This window comes from Nesterenkonia alkaliphila (assembly GCF_009758175.1).
GTDB lineage: Bacteria > Actinomycetota > Actinomycetes > Actinomycetales > Micrococcaceae > Nesterenkonia > Nesterenkonia alkaliphila.
On sequence record NZ_WRPM01000027.1, the window covers coordinates 19,816 to 38,325 of the forward strand.

General features: G+C 64.3%; 14 protein-coding genes and 1 tRNA gene. 10 read left to right on the forward strand and 5 right to left on the reverse strand.

What is annotated here, in order from left to right; genetic code table 11:
* Positions 1-55 precede the first annotated feature (55 nt).
* From pyk to GNZ21_RS04010, 4 genes are all read left to right on the forward strand, one after another.
* Positions 56-1,588, forward strand: coding sequence for a pyruvate kinase (gene pyk, locus GNZ21_RS03995; RefSeq protein ID WP_157321554.1), 1,533 nt, complete (start codon positions 56-58; stop codon positions 1,586-1,588).
* A gap of 50 nt (positions 1,589-1,638) precedes the next feature.
* Positions 1,639-1,723, forward strand: a tRNA-Leu gene (locus GNZ21_RS04000).
* 61 nt (positions 1,724-1,784) lie between these two features.
* Entirely contained in the window at positions 1,785-1,964 is a 180-nt protein-coding gene (vapB, locus tag GNZ21_RS04005) for a type II toxin-antitoxin system VapB family antitoxin (RefSeq protein WP_229659516.1), read from the forward strand.
* A gap of 34 nt (positions 1,965-1,998) precedes the next feature.
* A complete protein-coding gene (locus tag GNZ21_RS04010; protein WP_157321558.1) occupies positions 1,999-2,376 on the forward strand; it encodes a PIN domain-containing protein in 378 nt (125 codons plus the stop codon).
* 34 nt (positions 2,377-2,410) lie between these two features.
* Here GNZ21_RS04010 and GNZ21_RS04015 read toward each other — a convergent pair whose 3' ends face one another.
* The gene (locus GNZ21_RS04015; RefSeq protein ID WP_232532669.1) at positions 2,411-3,013 is read right to left on the reverse strand and encodes a M23 family metallopeptidase; all 603 of its coding nucleotides are present in this window, start codon (positions 3,011-3,013) and stop codon (positions 2,411-2,413) included.
* A 199-nt stretch (positions 3,014-3,212) separates the two neighbouring features.
* On the opposite strand from GNZ21_RS04015, the gene GNZ21_RS04020 reads away from it, so the two are divergent.
* The 4 genes from GNZ21_RS04020 to GNZ21_RS04035 all read left to right on the forward strand — a co-directional run bounded on the left by GNZ21_RS04020 (position 3,213) and on the right by GNZ21_RS04035 (position 7,685).
* The gene (locus tag GNZ21_RS04020; protein ID WP_157321562.1) at positions 3,213-3,494 is read left to right on the forward strand and encodes a helix-turn-helix domain-containing protein; all 282 of its coding nucleotides are present in this window, start codon (positions 3,213-3,215) and stop codon (positions 3,492-3,494) included.
* Entirely contained in the window at positions 3,487-4,818 is a 1,332-nt protein-coding gene (locus GNZ21_RS04025; protein WP_157321563.1) for a type II toxin-antitoxin system HipA family toxin, read from the forward strand. Before GNZ21_RS04020 ends, GNZ21_RS04025 begins: the two co-directional genes overlap by 8 nt.
* Positions 4,819-4,903: 85 nt before the next feature.
* Complete coding sequence (locus GNZ21_RS04030) at positions 4,904-6,976, forward strand: DEAD/DEAH box helicase (RefSeq protein ID WP_198345963.1); 2,073 nt, start codon at positions 4,904-4,906, stop codon at positions 6,974-6,976.
* A 61-nt stretch (positions 6,977-7,037) separates the two neighbouring features.
* Positions 7,038-7,685 (forward strand): ANTAR domain-containing response regulator, encoded by a 648-nt coding sequence (locus GNZ21_RS04035; protein ID WP_157321565.1) that lies wholly within the window; start codon positions 7,038-7,040, stop codon positions 7,683-7,685.
* Between the two features lie 5 nt (positions 7,686-7,690).
* Here GNZ21_RS04035 and GNZ21_RS04040 read toward each other — a convergent pair whose 3' ends face one another.
* Together GNZ21_RS04040 and GNZ21_RS04045 are read right to left on the reverse strand one after the other, a co-directional pair.
* The gene (locus tag GNZ21_RS04040) at positions 7,691-8,728 is read right to left on the reverse strand and encodes a hypothetical protein (RefSeq protein WP_157321567.1); all 1,038 of its coding nucleotides are present in this window, start codon (positions 8,726-8,728) and stop codon (positions 7,691-7,693) included.
* Complete coding sequence (locus GNZ21_RS04045) at positions 8,725-9,135, reverse strand: GntR family transcriptional regulator (protein ID WP_188503699.1); 411 nt, start codon at positions 9,133-9,135, stop codon at positions 8,725-8,727. Before GNZ21_RS04045 ends, GNZ21_RS04040 begins: the two co-directional genes overlap by 4 nt.
* A 472-nt stretch (positions 9,136-9,607) precedes the next feature.
* On the opposite strand from GNZ21_RS04045, the gene GNZ21_RS04050 reads away from it, so the two are divergent.
* Positions 9,608-13,753: an endo-1,4-beta-xylanase gene (locus GNZ21_RS04050; RefSeq protein ID WP_157321569.1), complete on the forward strand. Its 4,146-nt coding sequence runs from the start codon at positions 9,608-9,610 to the stop codon at positions 13,751-13,753.
* A gap of 40 nt (positions 13,754-13,793) precedes the next feature.
* On the opposite strand, the gene GNZ21_RS04055 is transcribed toward GNZ21_RS04050, so the two are convergent.
* Both GNZ21_RS04055 and GNZ21_RS04060 read right to left on the reverse strand, forming a co-directional pair.
* The gene (locus GNZ21_RS04055) at positions 13,794-15,188 is read right to left on the reverse strand and encodes an aspartate aminotransferase family protein (protein ID WP_229659515.1); all 1,395 of its coding nucleotides are present in this window, start codon (positions 15,186-15,188) and stop codon (positions 13,794-13,796) included.
* 90 nt (positions 15,189-15,278) lie between these two features.
* A complete protein-coding gene (locus tag GNZ21_RS04060) occupies positions 15,279-16,607 on the reverse strand; it encodes a PucR family transcriptional regulator (protein ID WP_157321572.1) in 1,329 nt (442 codons plus the stop codon).
* Positions 16,608-16,729: 122 nt separating this feature from the next.
* On the opposite strand from GNZ21_RS04060, the gene ilvD reads away from it, so the two are divergent.
* Entirely contained in the window at positions 16,730-18,481 is a 1,752-nt protein-coding gene (gene ilvD, locus GNZ21_RS04065) for a dihydroxy-acid dehydratase (RefSeq protein WP_157321574.1), read from the forward strand.
* Positions 18,482-18,510: the final 29 nt, after the last annotated feature.

The window sequence follows — 18,510 nt, forward strand, 5'->3', positions numbered from 1 at the left end:
TGGCTCAACGTCGCGCCACCATTATTGAACCGCTCGACAACCAGTGAAGGTAGGCATGAGACACGCCAAGATCGTCGCCACATTCGGCCCCGCCACCGCAGGATATGAGAAGACCCGCGAACTCATCGAGGCCGGCGTGGACGTGGTCCGGGTCAACATGAGCCACGGCGATTACTCCGTCCACGAGGCCACGTACAGCACCGTGCGTGAGGTGGCCAAGGATATGCGCCGGGCTGTGGCCATCTTCGCCGACCTGCAGGGCCCCAAGATCCGGCTGGGCCGGTTCAAGGACGGCCCGCACTACCTGGCGGTGGGCGATACCTTCACTATCACCACGCGGGAGGTGGAGGGCACTGCCGAGATCTGCTCCACCACGCTGAAGACTCTCACCGATGATGTGGAGGTGGGCGATACCCTGCTCATCGACGACGGTAAGGTCTCCCTGCGTGCCACTGCGGTCAGCGACACCGACGTCACCACTACTGTGGAGGTCCCCGGAGCGGTCTCCAACAATAAGGGCATCAACCTGCCCGGTGTGGCTGTCTCCGTGCCGGCGCTGAGCGAGAAGGATGAGGAGGATCTCCGGTGGGCGCTGCGCACTGGGTTCGACATGATCGCCCTGTCCTTCGTCCGTGACGCCGCAGACATCGAGGCCGTCCACCGGATCATGGACGAGGAGGGCCGCCGGGTCCCGGTGATCGCCAAGATTGAGAAGCCCCAGGCCGTCGAGGCCCTGCAGGACGTCATCGACGCTTTCGACGCCGTGATGGTCGCCCGCGGCGACCTCGGCGTGGAGCTTCCCCTGGAAGAGGTTCCGCTGGTGCAGAAGCGCGCGGTGGAACTCGCCCGCCGCTGGGCCAAGCCGGTGATCGTGGCCACCCAGGTGCTGGAATCCATGATCGATAATCCTCGTCCCACCCGCGCCGAAGCCTCCGACTGTGCCAACGCAGTGCTCGACGGCGCCGATGCCGTGATGCTCTCCGGGGAGACCTCCATCGGTAAGTACCCGGTGCAGACGGTGAAGACCATGGCCTCAATCATCGAAGCCACTGAGGTCAAAGGTCTGGAGCGGATCCCCCAGCTGGGCACCAAGCCCAAGACCCGTGGCGGTGCCATCACCCGTGCTGCCAATGAGATCGCCGAGCAGCTGGAGGTGGAGTACCTGGCAACCTTCACCCGCTCCGGGGATTCCGCCCGCCGGCTCTCCCGGCTGCGGCCCAAGCAGCCCATCTTCGCCTTCACCCATGTGGAGCACACCCACCACATCTTGTGCCTGAGCTGGGGCGTGCAGCCGCGCTGGGTGGAGTTCGCCTCCCACACTGACAAGATGACCGCCCAGGTGGACAAGCTGCTGCTGGAGGAGGGCATCGCCTCCGACGGTGACCTGGTGGTCATCGCTGCAGGATCGCCTCCAGGCCAAGCCGGCACCACCAATATGGTCAAGGTCCACCGGATCGGTGATCTGCCCGACGGCGGAGCCTCAGTAGAGGCGCTGGCTCGCGGTGAGGAGCTGCCCCACAAGGAGCCGGTGGGCCCCTGGCCCTCATCCAGCGCATCCAGCGCCGCCAGCGCGCACTCGGCGCTGTAGATTCGCAGCCCCAGCTGCTCTCCGGGTAGACTTACCCGGTGCTTCAGCACGCCCGAATGGCGGAATTGGTAGACGCGCTCGACTCAAAATCGAGTTCTGCAAAGAGTGTGGGTTCGAGTCCCACTTCGGGCACCAGGTTGTCTCAGGAGGTGCACCCGGCGCGATGGAACCATCGCATGGTATCGGAGGTGGTCGCATGAAGCGAGTAGATGTGCACGCAGCGCAGCTAGGCCTGTCCCGCAACGAATATCTTCGCCGGCTGATTACTCAGCGACTTCCGGCGGCGCAGCCGCGAACTACCGTGGATGATCTGCAGCGCTCCGCTGAGCGGTTCAAAGATGCCCTCGACTCGCAGGTGATGGACAACGCGTGGTGAGGGACAACCGCTGGCTCATCGATAAGTCGGCAATATGCGGCTTGGGCAGTCCTCGGATGCCCAGGTGTGGGTTGACCGGATAGACCGTGGTCTGGTCTGGATTGCAACGGATTCTCTGCTGGAACTCGGGTACTCAGCTCGTTCGAAGTCTGATTGGGATAGTGAGCTGGAGGCTCCGCCGCTGAAGAATATGCCAGTGGAGCTGATCTCTCCGCGTGCTGAGCGACGAGCCGTAGAGGTACAGGGCGAATTGATGGTGCGGAGTCACCACCGAGCGGTGAAGGTACCTGACCTGCTAGTTGCTGCCACAGCCGAGACAGCAGGAATGATAGTGCTGCATGTGGACAAAGACTTCGACCTGATCGCCGACGTTACAGGGCAAGCCGTCGAGCGATTGATCGGAGATTTCTGAGTCGCGTGTTCTAGTTCTCGCCGCAATCCCGGGGTCAGGAAGCTCCAACGATCTGCCCGTTCCGGGGCAGCGCCCCGCTGAACGTCACAGGCACGGCTGAGGCGCGTTCGATATCCGGACTGTCGATAGCCTGGAGATGAAGGTGCGGCTCGGTGCTGTTGCCCGAGTTGCCGCAGCGGGCGAGCATTTCGCCCGGCCGGACTGTTTGTCCCGCGCGGATTGTCAGCGAGCCCTGCTGGAGGTGGCACAGGGCAACAACGGCCCCGCCAACCTCGATCAGAACATGATTTCCGGCAAGCGCCGTCCAGCCCGCGGCGGCTCGGCGCGATTGGGTCAATGCGTACCGGATCGAGGGCAGGCCTCGATATGCCGAATGATCGGGTTCCTTGTCATGGGCTGCGATGACGGTTCCCTCAACAGGGGAGAGGGTCGGGCGGCCGAAGCCCGGGAACCTCTCAGGAGGCTCTGGACGCAGCAGCGTGCTAAGAGTCACCGGTGCTGTACGGTCTGCCTCGCCCAGGGGCACAAAGTCGATCGCATAAGAGGTGGCGAACAGCTGTGTGCCGTGGCTGGGTACGCGGTTGGCGGGACTGTTCTGCACCAGCCAACGGCCGGTGAATGGGTACTGCAGGTCCATGGCGGCCTTCACACTGCCGTTCAACGCCGCGTGCACCCGGCACATTCCGGTCCGTCAGTGCTGAGCGGGGCGGGGCAGCCGCTGACCGGTTATCGCTGTGGATATCGACGGTGTGCTCAACGACTGAAGTTCCGGCGGGTGATGATGAGTCAATGTTACTGATCTTGCACATTCATGAAAGTGCAGGTACGGTAACACCATGAAGCAGGTCAGGAACCTCCGGGAGCTCGGAGCCATTATCCGCCACAAAAGGGTCGATCTTGGAATGACCCAGGCCCAACTGAGCAGCAAGGCAGGCGTGTCCAGACGTTGGCTGATCGCCCTGGAGACCGCTGATGCTACCTCTCCGGATGCCTCAAAGATCTTTGACACATTGCGAGCACTGAACCTCGCCTTAGCGATCGACGAGCCACAAGCGCAGCGGAAGCTCAACCCCGAGGCAGAAGCAGCGATGAGGGCGCTGGAGGAGTTCGATGAGTAAGACACTGAACGTCCTCCTGTACCGGGAACACGTTGCTGACCTTGTGGAAACCCGTGGCGGAGCCCATGAGCTTCGCTATATTGCGGATACACCGAGAACACCGGTGTCCCTGTCGATGCCTACAGCTGTATCTAAGCACGGTGGTCGAGTGGTCAACCCATTCCTCGAAGGGCTTCTGCCTGATCGGGCTGACGTCAAAGAGGCTATGGGCCGAAAGTTCGGGGTCTCAGGAAACAATCCGTTCGCGATCTTGAGGCACATAGGTGAGGATTGCGCCGGTGCGGTGCAGCTCGTGAATCCCGACAGACGCGACTACATCCTCGCGGGCCAGGGGGAGCTCATTACTATGACTGAATCCGAGATCGGCCAGAGGCTCTCGGAGTTGAGAGAGGACGAATCGACCAGCTGGGTGACGAACCAGGAACATTGGTCACTGGCGGGAGCGCAGGCAAAGTTCGCTGTGAGAATCGAAGGAGGGAATTACTACAGTCCCGAGGGGGCTGAACCTACAACTCACATCATCAAGCCCGGAGTAGCAGGATTCCGTGATCAGGCGCTCAATGAACACATTTGTCAGACAGCGCTACGGAACGTCGGCCTGCGTGCCGCTGAGACAGAATTCCGCAGCTTCGATGGCCAGGACGCCTTGGTGGTCACTCGGTATGACAGGCGCAGAGATCGCGATGGCAATATAATCAGATTGCATCAAGAGGACATGTGCCAAGCCCTGAGCGTGCGCCCAAGGGACAAGTACGAATCCTCTAACGGCCCCAGCGCTGTCCAAATCGTACGACTGCTACGGGAGTCGTCGGGAAATCAGGCGGAACCGAATATCCGCAGGTTTACCGATGGGTTGGCCGCAAACTATTTGCTAGGGGCACCGGATGCCCATGCCAAGAATTATGGCGTGATGCTGGCTGGGGAGCGAGTCACACTGACACCGCTCTATGACGTAGCTTCCGGTCTGCCTTACCGATCAACAGATCCTGATCGGAGTGGCTTATCTGCCGCGGCAATGAGGATAGGACGGGAGAACAGATTTGGGAGAATCCAACCGAAGCATTGGCAGCGGTTCTCTAAGGAATCCGGGGTCGACTATGAATCCGCCTGTAGGAGAGTCTACGAACTTGCTGAGCAGCTCCCCGATGCTGTGAGCGATGTTCTGAAGAAGGAGTCGCCCGCATCTGACGAGCTTGGTGTACGTCTCCTCGACCCGCTGGCAGAACAGTGTTCGATCGCAAAGAGCCAGTACAAGGACTTTAGACCATCACCCCTACCATCTGGCGGCATCGACCGCATCAGAGGTCAGCGGCGCCCAGAGTGAGCACCCTCGCGCTGACGCGTAGAATTCCCCTGTGTGTCTTTCAGGAGCTCGCCCCATCCCGCGGCCACCGGTAGAGGTTCCCTGAGTGCCACCTAGTGAAACCTCATCCGCCGATCTCTCCGACGCAGCGTTCATCGTCAGTCGCGAGCACACGCCACGGGGTGAGCGCATCGAGGCGGTGGTCGCTTCAGGGGTTGCCGGCAAATGGTATGAGCGCGTCGTCGTACTCGCCACAGGCACCGAGGACGCCGCCGTCACCTGCAGCTGCCCGGACTCACCAGAGGGTCCGGGGGCCCAATGTGCGCACGCCCAGGCGGCACTGGTGGCCGCCAGGCTGATCCTGCCCCCGCTGGGCCCCGGGCACCGCCGGGCACAGGAACCCCCGCAGATCCAGATAGCAGCGGCCGAGCCCAGCACTGCGGACTGGTTCGACCTCCAGGTCCGCGTCAGTATCGAGGGCGAACAGGTGGACTTTGAGGATCTCTTCGCGGCCTTAGTGCGGGAGGAGCAGATGTTCGTACTGCCCTCTGGCACCTACTTTCCGCTGATCAGCCCGGAGCTGGAGCAGCTGCGCCGGATCATCGACGAGGCCCGGCAGCTCAATGACCCCCGCGGCCGCGGGCTGCGGATCAGCCGCTACCAGGTGGACCTCTGGGAGGAGCTGGCCGGGCTGCCCACAGTGCAGGCCCAGCGCGAAGCCTGGTGGCAGAATCTGGCCCAGCTCAGTGACCAGGCGCAGCTGGTGCACCTGGACCCACCGGAGGCGCTGCAGGCTGAGCTGCGTGACTACCAGCGCCACGGGTACAGCTGGCTGAGCTTCCTCTACGACCACCGGCTGGGCGGGGTGCTGGCCGATGACATGGGGCTGGGCAAGACTGTGCAGACCCTGGCCATGATCCAGCGCGCCCGGCAGCAGAGTCCCGGCCCGCCATTTTTGATCGTGGCGCCCACCTCCGTGGTGAGCAACTGGGCGGCAGAGGCGGCCCGGTTCACCCCGGATCTGCGGGTGCGCACCATCAGCGCCACCGAAGCCCGCCGCGGCACCGGCCTGAGCGCAGCGGCCCAGGACGCAGACCTTGTGATCACCAGCTATGCGCTGTTCCGCATGGAGGCCGAGCAGTACCAGCAGCTGAGCTGGGCCGGGTTGATCCTGGATGAGGCGCAGATGATCAAGAACCACACCTCCCGCGGGCACCGCGCCGCCCGCACCCTCTCCGCACCCTTCAAGCTGGCGGTGACCGGAACCCCCATGGAGAACAGCCTCCAGGAGCTGTGGGCCCTGTTCTCGATCACCTGCCCCGGGCTGCTGGGCGGCCGGGACCAGTTCAACCGGGTCTACCGCACCCCCATTGAGAAGGAGCGCGACGCCGCCCGGCTCACCCAGCTCAAGCGCAGGCTGCGCCCCTTCCTGCTGCGCCGCCGGAAGGAGGATGTGGCCGCGGAGCTGCCGCCCAAGCAGGAACAGGTCCTGGAGCTGGAGCTGGACCCCGGCCACCGCCGGATCTATGACCGCAGACTGCAGCGGGAGCGGCTGAAGGTGCTGGGCCTGGTGGACAATATGGCCGCCAACCGGTTCGAGATCTTCCGCTCGCTGACCCTGCTGAGGCAGCTGGCCTTGGACGCCTCCCTGGTGGAGGAGGAATCCGCACCCTCGGCCAAGCTCATGGCACTCTCATCCCTGCTGGCCGAGGCAGTGGAGGAGGGCCACCAGGTGCTGGTGCTCAGCCAGTTCACCCGGTTCCTGACCAAGGCCCGTAAGGCGGCGTCGTCGGCCAAAATCCCCAGTGCCTATCTGGACGGTTCAACCACTGACAGGGATGCGGTGATCAGCCAGTTCCGCTCCGGGGAGGTCCCCGTCTTCTTCGTCTCACTCAAGGCCGGCGGCTTCGGGCTGAACCTGGTGGAGGCTGACTACGTAGTGCTGCTGGACCCCTGGTGGAACCCCGCGGCGGAGGAACAGGCCATAGACCGAGCGCACCGGATCGGGCAGACCCGCAGTGTGATGGTCTACCGCATGGTCTCCAAGGACACCATCGAGTCCAAGGTGATGGCCCTGAAGGAGTCCAAGCAGGAGCTGTTCGACCGGGTGCTGGAGAGTACCGGGGCCGCGGAGTCGTCCCAGCTGAGCGCAGCGGATATCCGCGCCCTGCTGGAGTGAAGGTAAGATCGGGGCGCATGAACGTGAGCGGCGCTACAGCGCGCCGTGCCACCGCAACTTGATGAGGAGCCCTGTGAGCAGCCCCGAAAATGAGGACAACCTGGAAGCACCGGATTCCCCCACCAGCAGCACCGCCGGCGAGCAGCGCCGGGTGCTGGTGGCTGAGGATGAGACGCTGATCCGCCTGGACATCGTGGAGATTCTCACCGGCGCCGGCTACCTGGTGGTCGGCGAGGCCGAGAACGGCGAACGCGCCGTGGAGCTGGCCCGCGAGCACAAGCCGGATCTGGTGGTGATGGATGTGAAGATGCCGGTGATGGACGGCATCACCGCAGCCAAGACCATCGCCGAGGAGAAGATCGCCCCGGTGGTGATGCTCACCGCCTTCTCCCAGCGCGACCTGGTGGAGTCCGCCCGGGAGGCCGGAGCGATGGCTTATGTGGTCAAGCCGTTTGGGGAGAACGATCTGGTGCCGGCCATCGAGGTGGCCGTCGGCCGGTTCGAGGAGATGCGCGCTCTGGAGCTGGAGGTCACCTCACTGGCGGATAAGTTTGAGACTCGCAAGCTGGTGGACCGGGCCAAATCCCTGCTGATCTCCAAGATGGGGCTCAGCGAGCCGGAGGCCTTCCGGTGGATCCAGAAGACCTCCATGGACCGCCGCCTCACCATGCGAGAGGTCGCCGAGACCGTTGTGGATCAGATGGGCTGATCAGCTCATTCCACACCGCTGCTTTGCCGAGCGCGGTGTGCCTTGGCGTTGAGCAGGGCAGCCCCGGTGGCGGCGTCGTCGACTGTCACCACTATTTTCCTGCCGCCGGAGCGGGCAACCTCTAGGGCCTCACCTGCGCGGATCACCACCCCGATAGTGCCCGCGGGGTGCTGCAGCGAGCTGCGAATGCCCCAGCCGCCGAACTCACCCATGGGAGACTTCACCTCGCCGAGCTGCGCGCCCTCGACCTCATCGGCCGGAACGTGCAGCTTGGGCCAGCCCATGACGCTGGCCGCGGTCAGCCCGCGGGAGTCCACCCGGACCCGCCAGGCATACAGCACCAGGACCAGGGGCACCGGAAGCAGCGTGAGCACCAGAGTGAACCAGGACTGCACCGACCAGGCCAACGCACCCATACTCACCAGGTAGAGCACTGCGATCACCGTGAACCAGGCCAAGAATCTCCGGCTGGGGGAGACGGTCTTGACCCAGACTGCGCGCTCATCCGGGGCCAGCTCAGCCTGCGCGCCGGTGACCGGACCGGTGGCAGGCATCCGCGGGTCCTTGCCAGCCAATCCGGCGGCAAGTGCCCCGGCGGCCAGGGCGGCGGCCAGCCCGATCAGCATGCCGAGCTCTGGAGCGTCCGGCACCTCGCCCGGTGCCAGGTCCAGCTGCACCGCAACAGACGCCAGCATCAGTCCCGCGAAGAGCACTGCCTGACCAGTGGCCAGCCCCAGCACCATCCGACGGATGAACGCCGTGCGCCCGGTGCACAAGGCGAACCCGGCCAGCACACTGACGCTCAACGCTGCCACGGCGCCCAGTACGCCAACCAGCTCCCACACCGAGCCGTATCGGTTCACATCCTGCGGCCCCCACTGCAGAGCCACCTCCTCGGGCAGCCGCGGAAGCCAGCTGAGCACCAGCAGGAAGGCTGATGCGAGGACGGCCACGGGCACGACGGCGCCCCAGGTCACTCTGCGGCCCCGATAGGGGATGGGCGGCCTGGACTGGACGGTGTCGCTGGTGGCGTCTGCACTCATGGCAGCTCCTTGAGTTCAGGGGTGGTGGACTGGGAGATAGAGGTGGTGGAGAGCGCGGCGGTGGGCTGTTCGATCATCGCGGCAACGGCACTCAGCGGCAGCCCCAGTTCCTGCGCTTCGGTTCGCACTGTGGTGATGGCATCGCGCAGCCTGCCATAGCGATGGGCGGCGTGTGCGGTGATCACCGCCCCGCGGCCGCGGCGCAGCTCAACTAGGCCCTCATCCCGCAGCAGCTGGTAGGCGTGCAGCACGGTGTGCTGGTTGATCTGCAGGGATTCAGCCAATTCGCGGGCGGCGGGCAGCCGCTCACCATCGGACAGCTCGCCGGTCAGCACAGCCTTGTGCACCTGGGAGGCCAGCTGCTCGAACAGCGGGCGCGGCGAACTGGGATCGATACGGAAGAGCACAGCACCAGTCTAGTTGTTCTAGTTGTATTAGAACAAATGAGGCGGGGTCGGGGGTCTGGAATGTGCGGTCAGGGCCAGATGGCGTGGGGAGGTGCTGCGCTGGGCCGTTCTCTAGGGATTGCTGGGCAGCAGGTGACGATGAACGCGGCAGTTGCGGCGCTTGTCGTAGCGAACTGCTCAGATTTGGCAGATAAGGAGAGGTTTTTGGGTAGTTGGCGACGATGTCCCGGCTTGTGCTGCGATGTGTCGTAGCGAACTGCCCAAAGGGGGTGGGGCGGCAGGAGGGCGGCCGGGGCGCGGGGTTCAGGTCACGGGTGCCGGGTGAAGGTCATGAAGATTTGTTGCATGAATGAGCGCAAACCCTTGATCTGGTGATGTGCATCACATTAGGATCGGGGACCAAGTGCTCGGCAAGCGTTTGCTCGGCTTGCTGTGGGCTGACCTTCGACTACTCGTACACCTGAGGGACACTATGCGCACTCGCAGAACATTTGCCCTGGCCACTGCCGCAGCCCTGGCCGTCTCCGCGCTGGGGGGTGCACCTGCCGCAGCAGATGAGACCGCCGAGACCACCCTGCTGAGCACCGAGTTCAGCTCCGGAGAGCTCCAAGGGTGGTGGGACAACGGCGGTGCCGAACGGATCAGCTTCCCGGAGCTTGACGGTGAGACTGTCCTAGCAGTGGACCGAGCGGCGGACTACCACGGCATCCAGTCCCCCCACGGGCTGCTGGCTGAGCACGGGGCGGGCCCCGGCGACACCGTGGTCTACACCGCACAGATCCGGCTGGATGAGGAGGTTGAGGAGCCCGTGGAGGCCCGCTGGGTCGCCCACGACGGGGGTGCCGGGCACAACTACCAGCACGGTCAGGCCACCCAGGTCGAGGCAGCAGAGTGGACCGAGGTGACCTCCAGGTTTGAGATCACCGAGGACACCGACCTAGGCGCATTCCGGGCCTATACCGGCCTCCCGGATGCGGACGGCCTGGAGGACTACACCTACTACATCCAGGCAGCCACGCTGGTGCTGGAACACGGCACCGAGGATGACCAGGACGGCAACGGCGAGGATAACGGCTTACCGGGGGAGCCCGAGTGGACTGTTGTTGCCGAGTACGACTTTGCCGACGGCGTCGGACCCTGGGAGGGCCGCGGCAGTGCCCAGGTAGAGCTGACAGATGAGGCCCACTACGGAGACGGTGCGCTGCTGACCACCGGGCGCAGCGCCAACTGGCACGGCCCTCAACTGCCGTTCAGTGCGATCGAAGGCTTCGAGAACAACGGCACTCTGCGCTTCACACTGCAGGTCAAGCTCCCCGAGGGCGCGGCGGGCACTGACACCCTCGGTGCCTCATTGGAAGTCCCCGGCGGCAGCAACGAGTACCCCTGGGTATCGGGCCGGGAGTCCGTAGGTTCCCAGGAGTGGGTTGAGCTCAGCGGCGAGTTTGAGACTGAGGCTGCCGCACCCAGTGCCTTCTACGTGGAGGCTGAGGGTGCTGACACCGAGCTCATCATCGACTCGGTAGTGATTGAGCATCTGCCGGGGGAAGACCACGGCGGGGGAGGGGACATCGCCGATTCCCCGGAGAGCCTCAGCCACGACTTTGAAGACGGCCAGCTGGGCCCCTGGCAGCCGCGCTACACCGAGCACGAGGACCATACTGTAGAGGTCACCGATGCAGAGTCATTCGGGGGCAGCTACTCCGCAGCAGTCACCGACCGGGTCCACCAGGGCCAGGGCATCGGCGCCGAGGCTACTGAGGCGCTGGCACCGGGGCAGCAGTACGACCTCACCGCCTGGGTGAAGTTTGCAGAGGGGGAGGAGACCGATGACCTCTGGTTCTCAGCGGCCTCCACCACCGGCGGCTCCACCAGCTACTCGACCCTGGGTCAGTTCAGCGGCCTCTCCAACAGTGAGTGGGTGCAGATTGAGCAGCGCTTCACCGCCCCGAGTGCCGATGAGCTGTTCATCTACTTCGAGACCGCCTACACCTCGGGTGAGGCCGGCAACACCTCCACCTTCTACATTGACGACATTGAGGTCAGCCGGGTGGAGGCGGCATTCGATCCGGACCTGCATGACCCGCCGCTGAAGGACACAGTGGACTTCCCGCTGGGGGTTGCCATTGATGAACGTGAAACCACCGGTACCGCATCCGCAGTGGTCAACCACCACTTCGACCGGCTCACTGCGGAGAACCACATGAAGCCCGAGGCCTGGTACGCCGGCGAGGGCGTGGAGACCTTCCGCATGCACCCGCAGACCGAGGCGATCCTGGACTATGCGGTAGAGAATGACCTGGACGTCTACGGCCATGTGCTGGTCTGGCACTCCCAGACCCCGGACTGGTTCTTCGAGGTGGGGTCCCCGGCGCAGATGCGTGAGCGCATGGACTTCCATATCCGCTCGGTGGCTGAGGCCATCTATGAGCAGTACGGGGCCTTTGGCTCCGAGACCAACCCCGTGGTCGCCTGGGATGTGGTCAACGAGGTCATTGACGACGGCGCCGCCCCCAGCCGCAACGGCATGCGGGACTCCAACTGGTTCCGGGCCTACGGCGGGGATGAGAGCTACGTGGATGATGCCTTCCACTTCGCGGAGCAGTACTTCAACGGCGAGTTCGCCGCTGAGGGCGCTGATCGGCCGGTGGCGCTCTACATCAACGACTACAACACGGAGCTGGCCGGTAAGCGGGAACGGATGATCGGCCTGACCGAGCGGCTGTTGGAGCGTGGTGCGCCGGTGGACGGCTTCGCCCACCAGTTCCACCTGAACCTCTCGATGCCCATCGACAATCTGCGCCAGGCGTTCAATGATGTGGAGGCCGCCCTGCCCGGTATCCCGCAGCTGGTCACCGAGCTGGACATCACCATCGGGGAGAATCCCACCGAGGGTCTGCTGATCGATCAGGCATACCACTACCGGGATGCCTTCGAGCTGTTCCGTCAGTGGTCGGCCCAGCACCAACTGGACTCAGTGGCGGTCTGGGGTCTCAACGACGGCCGTTCCTGGCGTGCGGCTCAGCTGCCGCTGATCTTCAACGATGACTTCAGCCCCAAGCCGGCCTACACCGGGATCATCGGTGGGGAACTGCCCCCGAGGGAGAACCGGGCCGTGGTCTTCGCCCATGACGACGACGCCGCCACCGCAGACCCGGAGGAGTACTGGTCTCGACTGCCCCTGCACACCACTGAGCAGGGCGAATCCGCGTTCCAGATGTATTGGGCTGAGGAAGGCCTAGTCTTCTCCGTGGATTCCGAGGCGGACTCCGTCACCGTGGAGCACCAGGGCCAGAGCTACGAGCTGAGCCCGGACGGGGTCAGCATCGCAGAGATCGGCGGACTGAGTCAGGGGGAGAGTTTCACCATTGACCTCCATGCCGGTGATGACTCCTGGCGCAACGGCAACCTGACCCTGGTGGAAGCGCTGAGCTACCACGAGGCACCTGAGGCCGCGCAGGCTCCGGAGCTGAACGCCGAGCTCACCCAAGAATGGGAGCAGGCCCCCGCGCTGGTCACCGAGACCGAGATTGAGACCGGCGCACGGCAGGGCGCCACCGCCGAGGTCTACACCCTCTGGGAGGGTGAGACCCTGCACCTGCTGGCCGATGTCACCGACCCGGATGTGGACGTCTCCGCCTCCGATCCCTGGGTGCAGGACTCCGTGGAGTTCTTCCTGGACCTGGGCAATGAGCGCAACGGTCCCTACCGGACCGCCTCCCGGCAGGGGCACCATCTGCTCTCCGAGCAGTTCGACTTCCAGTTCCGGATCTCCGCGGAGAACCAGGTCTCCTTCGGCTCAGGCGATGAGCAGTTCCAGGCCGAGCAGCTGCAGTCGGCCACCTCGATCACCGAGGACGGCTATATCGTCCAGGCCGCCATCGACCTCCGCGAGCACGGCGGCGCAGGTTCGGTCCACGGCTTTGACGTGCAGGTCAATGACTCCCATGAGGGTGCCCGCCTGGTGACCAGCTGGGCTGATCCGACCGGCAACGGCTATCAGAACACTGAGCGCTGGGGTGCGCTGCGCCTGGTCACCGAGGCCGGGGAGGCCCCCGGTGAGGAGATCTGGCCCCCGGACCCCGATGAGCTGAACGATGAGAACCGCGGGCCGGTGGAGATCCTCACCGATCCCGCAGTGGAGGGCGAGGACATTGAAGCTTTCATCGGTGAGAGCAGCGCAGGGGAGGAGGTCCGCGCCTGGCTGTTCTCCGGGCCCGCTGATCTCGGCTCTGCCACCGCGGATGCCGATGCGGTGATCACCGTGACTCTGCCTTCAGACAGTGCGGGCGAGCACCGGTTCGCCGTCTACACCCCCGAGGGTGAGCTGCTCGGGTGGACCGAGCTCACCGTAGTGGCAGCAGATGACGACGCCGCCCCCTCACCTTCTCCTTCGCCGGCTCCCACGGAGACCCCCACCGGAAGTCCCGCTCCGGAGGAGGACGATACAGGCGGCGCCGGGCAAGACTCCGCCGGGGAAGATACCGAGGATGAGGAGGACGGGGGCGGTCTGGCCGCCACCGGTGCCACTATCGGCGCAGTGCTGCTGGCCGCACTGCTCCTGTTGGGCACCGGCGCCGTGATCCTGCACCACCACCGCCGCCGGGCTGGCTCCGTCTGAGTGGTGGGCATCTGGCCCAGGCCTATGTCAAGGTCACCGACTATGGTGTGGCGTGTTGATCAGAAATGCTGAGCACATCGTCAATGACATTCAGCCCGAAAGTGATGTCTTGGGTGGTGATGTTCAGCGGGGGGCAGATATGCAGCCGGTTCATGTTCATAAAAGGAAGTACCCCCTGTGATTTAGCGGAGGCTACCAGCTGGTTCATCACTGGGTGTGTTTGCCCGTAGGGAGCCAGTGGCTCCTTGGTCTGCTGGTCTCGGACTAACTCAATGGCCCAGAATGCTCCTAATCCACGGACGTCGCCCACTGATGGGTGATCGGCCAGCATCTGCTGGAGCCTGGGGGCGATAAGCTCCTGGCCGAGCGCCGCAGCGTTCTCCACCATCTGTTCCTCACGCATAGCACCGATATTGGCCACAGCGGCTGCCGCTGCCAGGGGATGTCCTGAATAGGTGAGGCCGCCGGGGTATGGCTTCTCGGCAAAGGTGTTGTAGACGGCGTCGTCCATTGCCACTCCGCCTAGGGGAACGTATCCGGAGTTCACGCCTTTGGCGAAGGTGACGATATCGGGTTCAATGCCGAAGTGCTCAAAGGCGAACCATTTGCCGGTGCGGCCGAATCCTGCCATCACCTCATCGGCGATGAACACGATCCCGAATTCATCGCAGAGTTCCCGCACCCCCTGCATATAGCCCACCGGTGGCACGTAGATACCGGCGGTGCCTGGCACCGACTCAAGGATCAGGGCCGCGACTTGGTCAGGTCCCTCCAGCAGCAGCATGCTGCGCAGATGGGTCAGGGCGCGTTCGGACTCCTGTTCCTGAGTCTCGGCACTGAAGTAGGAACGGTAGGGGTAGGCGGGCAGAAAGTGCACCACTGCGGCGTCGTCATCATTGGGGATCCGGCGGGGATCTCCTGTGAGGTTGACTGCCAGCTGGGTTCCCCCGTGGTAGGAGCGGTAGGCAGAGAATACCTTGCGCCGACCGGTGTGCAGCCGGGCCATTCGCACCGCGTGCTCGTTGGCGTCAGCGCCGCCATTGGTGAAGAAAACGTGATTGATGTCATCAGGCAGCAGTTCAGTGATCAAACGTGCGGCCTCAGAGCGGGCGTCATTGGCATGTTGCGGGGCCACGGTACACAGTCGCTGGGCCTGTTCCTGAATGGCGGCGATGATTTTTGGGTGCTTATGCCCGGCATTGGTGAAGACCAACTGGCTGGCCAGGTCCAGGATCCGGTTTCCCTCGCCGTCCCAGATCCAGGATCCGGCTGCGTCGACCACCGTCATCGGTTCGATGGCCTTCTGGGCACTCCAGGAGTGAAAGACGTGCTGACGGTCTAAGGCGTAGCCGGTGCGTCCGGCAGCAAGGCGCTCCTCTGGTTTCGAGGAGGAAGGGGAGAGGCCGGCCGCAGCCGGTGTGTGCACATCAACCATGCAGATCATCATTTCGGAATCTGGGGATGAATCCTGGTGGCATAGTGTCAGGAACATCACAGCGAAAATGACACAGTGTAAAGCGGGTTGCTACCGGCTTAGTGCCTCCAGGCGTAGGGCCATATAGAGCAGGGCTAGGGACTCGCCCTTCAGGGGTATTCCCAGGGCACGTTCTAGCCTGTCAATACGGGCATAGAGAGTGGGGCGGCTGAGCTGGAGGTCCCGGGCCATCTGCGCCTTGTTCCCGCCAGTGTTTAGGGCAGCCCGGATAATCTCTTTGGCCTCCGGTACCTCTGAGGTATCTAGGGGATCCAAGTAGCGGCGGAGGAACCACGCGGTCTGCGGGTCCTTGGCAAGATGGGCCAGCAGACCGTCCATGCCCAGGTGATCAGCAGTCCAATAATGGGGGCGCGGCGCCGGGCCCTGATCTGCTTCTGTCTGAGTCACCAGTTCTGCGCTGCGGGCGATTGCTGCAGCCTCATTGATTCCCGACCAGATGTCCAGAAGGGGCGACAGCCGCTCTGATGAGGCGAGAAGGTGCCGGGGCAGCGGCTGTTGAGTGCGGCGCCGCTCTGCAGTAGTTTCCAGCCCCCGGCACAGCCGTCGAGCAGTCTGCGCCATGGCGGAGCCGGGCAGGTCTGTGCTGCGTTCCTGAGCTGGTAGCAGCACCGCCAGTTGCTGCTGCCCAGCGACTCCCACCAAGGCGGGGATGCGCAGCTGGGCGGCTGTTTCCCGCACTGCAGAGGCTAGGTCCGAGAGTTGATGCTCGGTGCTCTCATCTGGTGAGCCCGGCAAGAGGGCGCTCAGCGGGAAGTAGGCGGCATTGCGGGGCATCCCCAAAGCAGAGGCTCGTTCCTGGGCTTCTGCTGCTGGAAGGCTGCCTGGGGCTGCCAAATCGTTGAGCAGATTGGTCGTAGCACTGATGATCGGGTCCCAGGCCGGAGCTGCGGATCTGTGGTTCACCAGCTGCTGGGCAACAAGCTCATGATGAAGCGCCTGGGTAATATCGATAAACCGCGCCACCCGGGAGAAGAGCAGGATGGGGGTAAGTTCTGCAGCGCAGCTGAGCGTCTCACGCTCGGCGGCGACAGTATCTAAGGCACGGCGAAGCTTCGGCCGGTTCTCCAGCACCTCCACTGCAAGAGCGGAAACCCCCACGGAGTCCAGATCTGCCAGATAGTCACCCAGCACATGAGCCAGATCCGGACGGTCCTCAGTCATCCGGGGAAGAGTAGAGAGCACAAGTTCTCCGCCCTGCAGCAGATGAGCTGGGCGGTCCTGGCCGATGATGTGTACCCACCGCACAGTGCGATCCAGCCCGGAGCTGGGAGTCAGCAGTTCAGGATTCTGCCGAGCCACGGCGGGCAGCGAAAGGGCTTCCTGCAGACTCAGCCCCACACCTTCACTGCTGAACGTCACGCATTGACTCTATCGCAGGGTTTACATTCTGTAAGAAGTTACGGGTACTGTCGGCTTCCACGTTATGAGACGGTGCCGGGGAGCAGACGGAGGCGAGTAGGCGGCGTCGTACTATGGATCACATGTCCGCACCCACTCAGGATTCACCGCACACACCCCCTAAGGCAGTGACCGGCCCCTCCAACCCGGAGAAGCCTCGGTCCTGGCAGGTCACCGACGGCTACACCCGGGCCCCTGCCCGGGGCATGCTGCGCGCCGTCGGCATGGACGATGACGATTTCGGCAAGGCGCAGATCGGCATCGCCAGCTCCTGGAACGAGATCACCCCGTGCAACCTGTCCCTGGACCGGTTGGCCCAGGCCTCCAAGGAAGGCGTGCACGCCGGCGGGGGATACCCTCTGGAATTCGGCACGATCAGCGTCTCCGATGGCATCTCCATGGGCCATGAGGGGATGCACTACTCCCTGGTTTCCCGCGAGGTGATCGCCGACTCCGTAGAGACCGTGATGCAGGCCGAACGGCTGGACGGCACAGTGCTGCTGGCCGGCTGCGATAAGTCCCTGCCTGGGATGCTCATGGCCGCCGCCCGCCTGGATGTGGCTTCTGTGTTCCTCTACGCCGGTTCCATCATGCCCGGTATTGCCCGCTTCAGTGACGGCACCGAGCGCGAGGTCACCCTGATCGATGCCTTCGAAGGAGTCGGCGCCTGCGCCCGCGGCACCATCAGCGAGGCAGACCTGGATGTGATCGAACGTGCCATCTGCCCCGGCGAGGGCGCATGCGGCGGGATGTACACCGCCAACACTATGGCCTGCATCGGTGAGGCTCTGGGCCTCTCCCTGCCCGGCTCCGCCGCCCCGCCCTCAGCCGACCGGCGCCGCGACGCCTACGCCCGCAAATCCGGCCAGGCCGTGGTGGAGCTGCTGCGCAAGGGCATCACCACCCGGGACATCCTCACCAAGGAGGCCTTCGAGAACGCCATCGCAGTCACCATGGCCTTTGGCGGCTCTACCAATGCGGTGCTGCACCTGCTGGCCATCGCCCGCGAGGCCGGGGTGGACCTGCAGCTGGAGGACTTCAACCGGATCGGGGAGAAGGTCCCACACCTGGGCGACCTCAAGCCCTTCGGCAAGCATGTAATGGTGGATGTGGACCGAGTGGGCGGAGTGCCCGTGGTGATGCGGGCCCTGCTGGACGCCGGACCGCTGCACGGCGATGCGCTCACCGTCACCGGCAAGACCGTGGCGGAGAACCTCGCCGAGATCAACCCGCCGGATATCGACGGCACCATCATCCGCCACCTGGACAATCCCATTCACCACAACGGTGGGATCACCGTGCTGCGCGGCTCCCTGGCCCCGGAAGGCGCAGTGGTGAAGTCCGCTGGCTTCGACGCCGAGGTCTTTGAGGGCACCGCCCGGGTCTTCGAGCGCGAACAGGCCGCCCTGAAAGCACTGGAAGAGGGTGTCATCCAGGCCGGGGACGTAGTGGTGATCCGTTATGAGGGTCCCAAGGGCGGGCCCGGCATGCGCGAGATGCTCGCCATCACCGGTGCCATCAAGGGCGCGGGTCTGGGCAAGGACGTGCTGCTGATCACCGACGGGCGGTTCTCCGGCGGCACCACAGGGCTGTGCATCGGGCATATCGCTCCGGAGGCAGTGGACGGCGGTCCCATCGCATATATCGCCGACGGTGACCGGATCAAGGTGGACATCCCTGGCAAGAGCATCGAGCTGATGGTGGAGGAGGCAGAGCTGGCCGCCCGCCGGTCCAGTCCGGACTGGAAACCGCTGCCGCCCTACGTCACCACCGGTGTGCTTGGCAAATACGCCAAACTGGTGCGCTCCGCCGCAGAGGGCGCCTACTGCGGCTGAGTCGACTGCAGGCAGCGGCTTTCGGCCGT

Coding starts and splice junctions, on each gene's coding strand:
- pyk (WP_157321554.1), top strand. CDS start 56: ATGAGACACGCCAAGATCGTCGCCACATTCGGCCCCGCCACCGCAGGA.
- vapB (WP_229659516.1), top strand. CDS start 1,785: ATGAAGCGAGTAGATGTGCACGCAGCGCAGCTAGGCCTGTCCCGCAAC.
- GNZ21_RS04010 (WP_157321558.1), top strand. CDS start 1,999: ATGCGGCTTGGGCAGTCCTCGGATGCCCAGGTGTGGGTTGACCGGATA.
- GNZ21_RS04015 (WP_232532669.1), bottom strand. CDS start 3,013: ATGGACCTGCAGTACCCATTCACCGGCCGTTGGCTGGTGCAGAACAGT.
- GNZ21_RS04020 (WP_157321562.1), top strand. CDS start 3,213: ATGAAGCAGGTCAGGAACCTCCGGGAGCTCGGAGCCATTATCCGCCAC.
- GNZ21_RS04025 (WP_157321563.1), top strand. CDS start 3,487: ATGAGTAAGACACTGAACGTCCTCCTGTACCGGGAACACGTTGCTGAC.
- GNZ21_RS04035 (WP_157321565.1), top strand. CDS start 7,038: ATGAGGAGCCCTGTGAGCAGCCCCGAAAATGAGGACAACCTGGAAGCA.
- GNZ21_RS04040 (WP_157321567.1), bottom strand. CDS start 8,728: ATGAGTGCAGACGCCACCAGCGACACCGTCCAGTCCAGGCCGCCCATC.
- GNZ21_RS04050 (WP_157321569.1), top strand. CDS start 9,608: ATGCGCACTCGCAGAACATTTGCCCTGGCCACTGCCGCAGCCCTGGCC.
- GNZ21_RS04055 (WP_229659515.1), bottom strand. CDS start 15,188: ATGGTTGATGTGCACACACCGGCTGCGGCCGGCCTCTCCCCTTCCTCC.
- ilvD (WP_157321574.1), top strand. CDS start 16,730: ATGTCCGCACCCACTCAGGATTCACCGCACACACCCCCTAAGGCAGTG.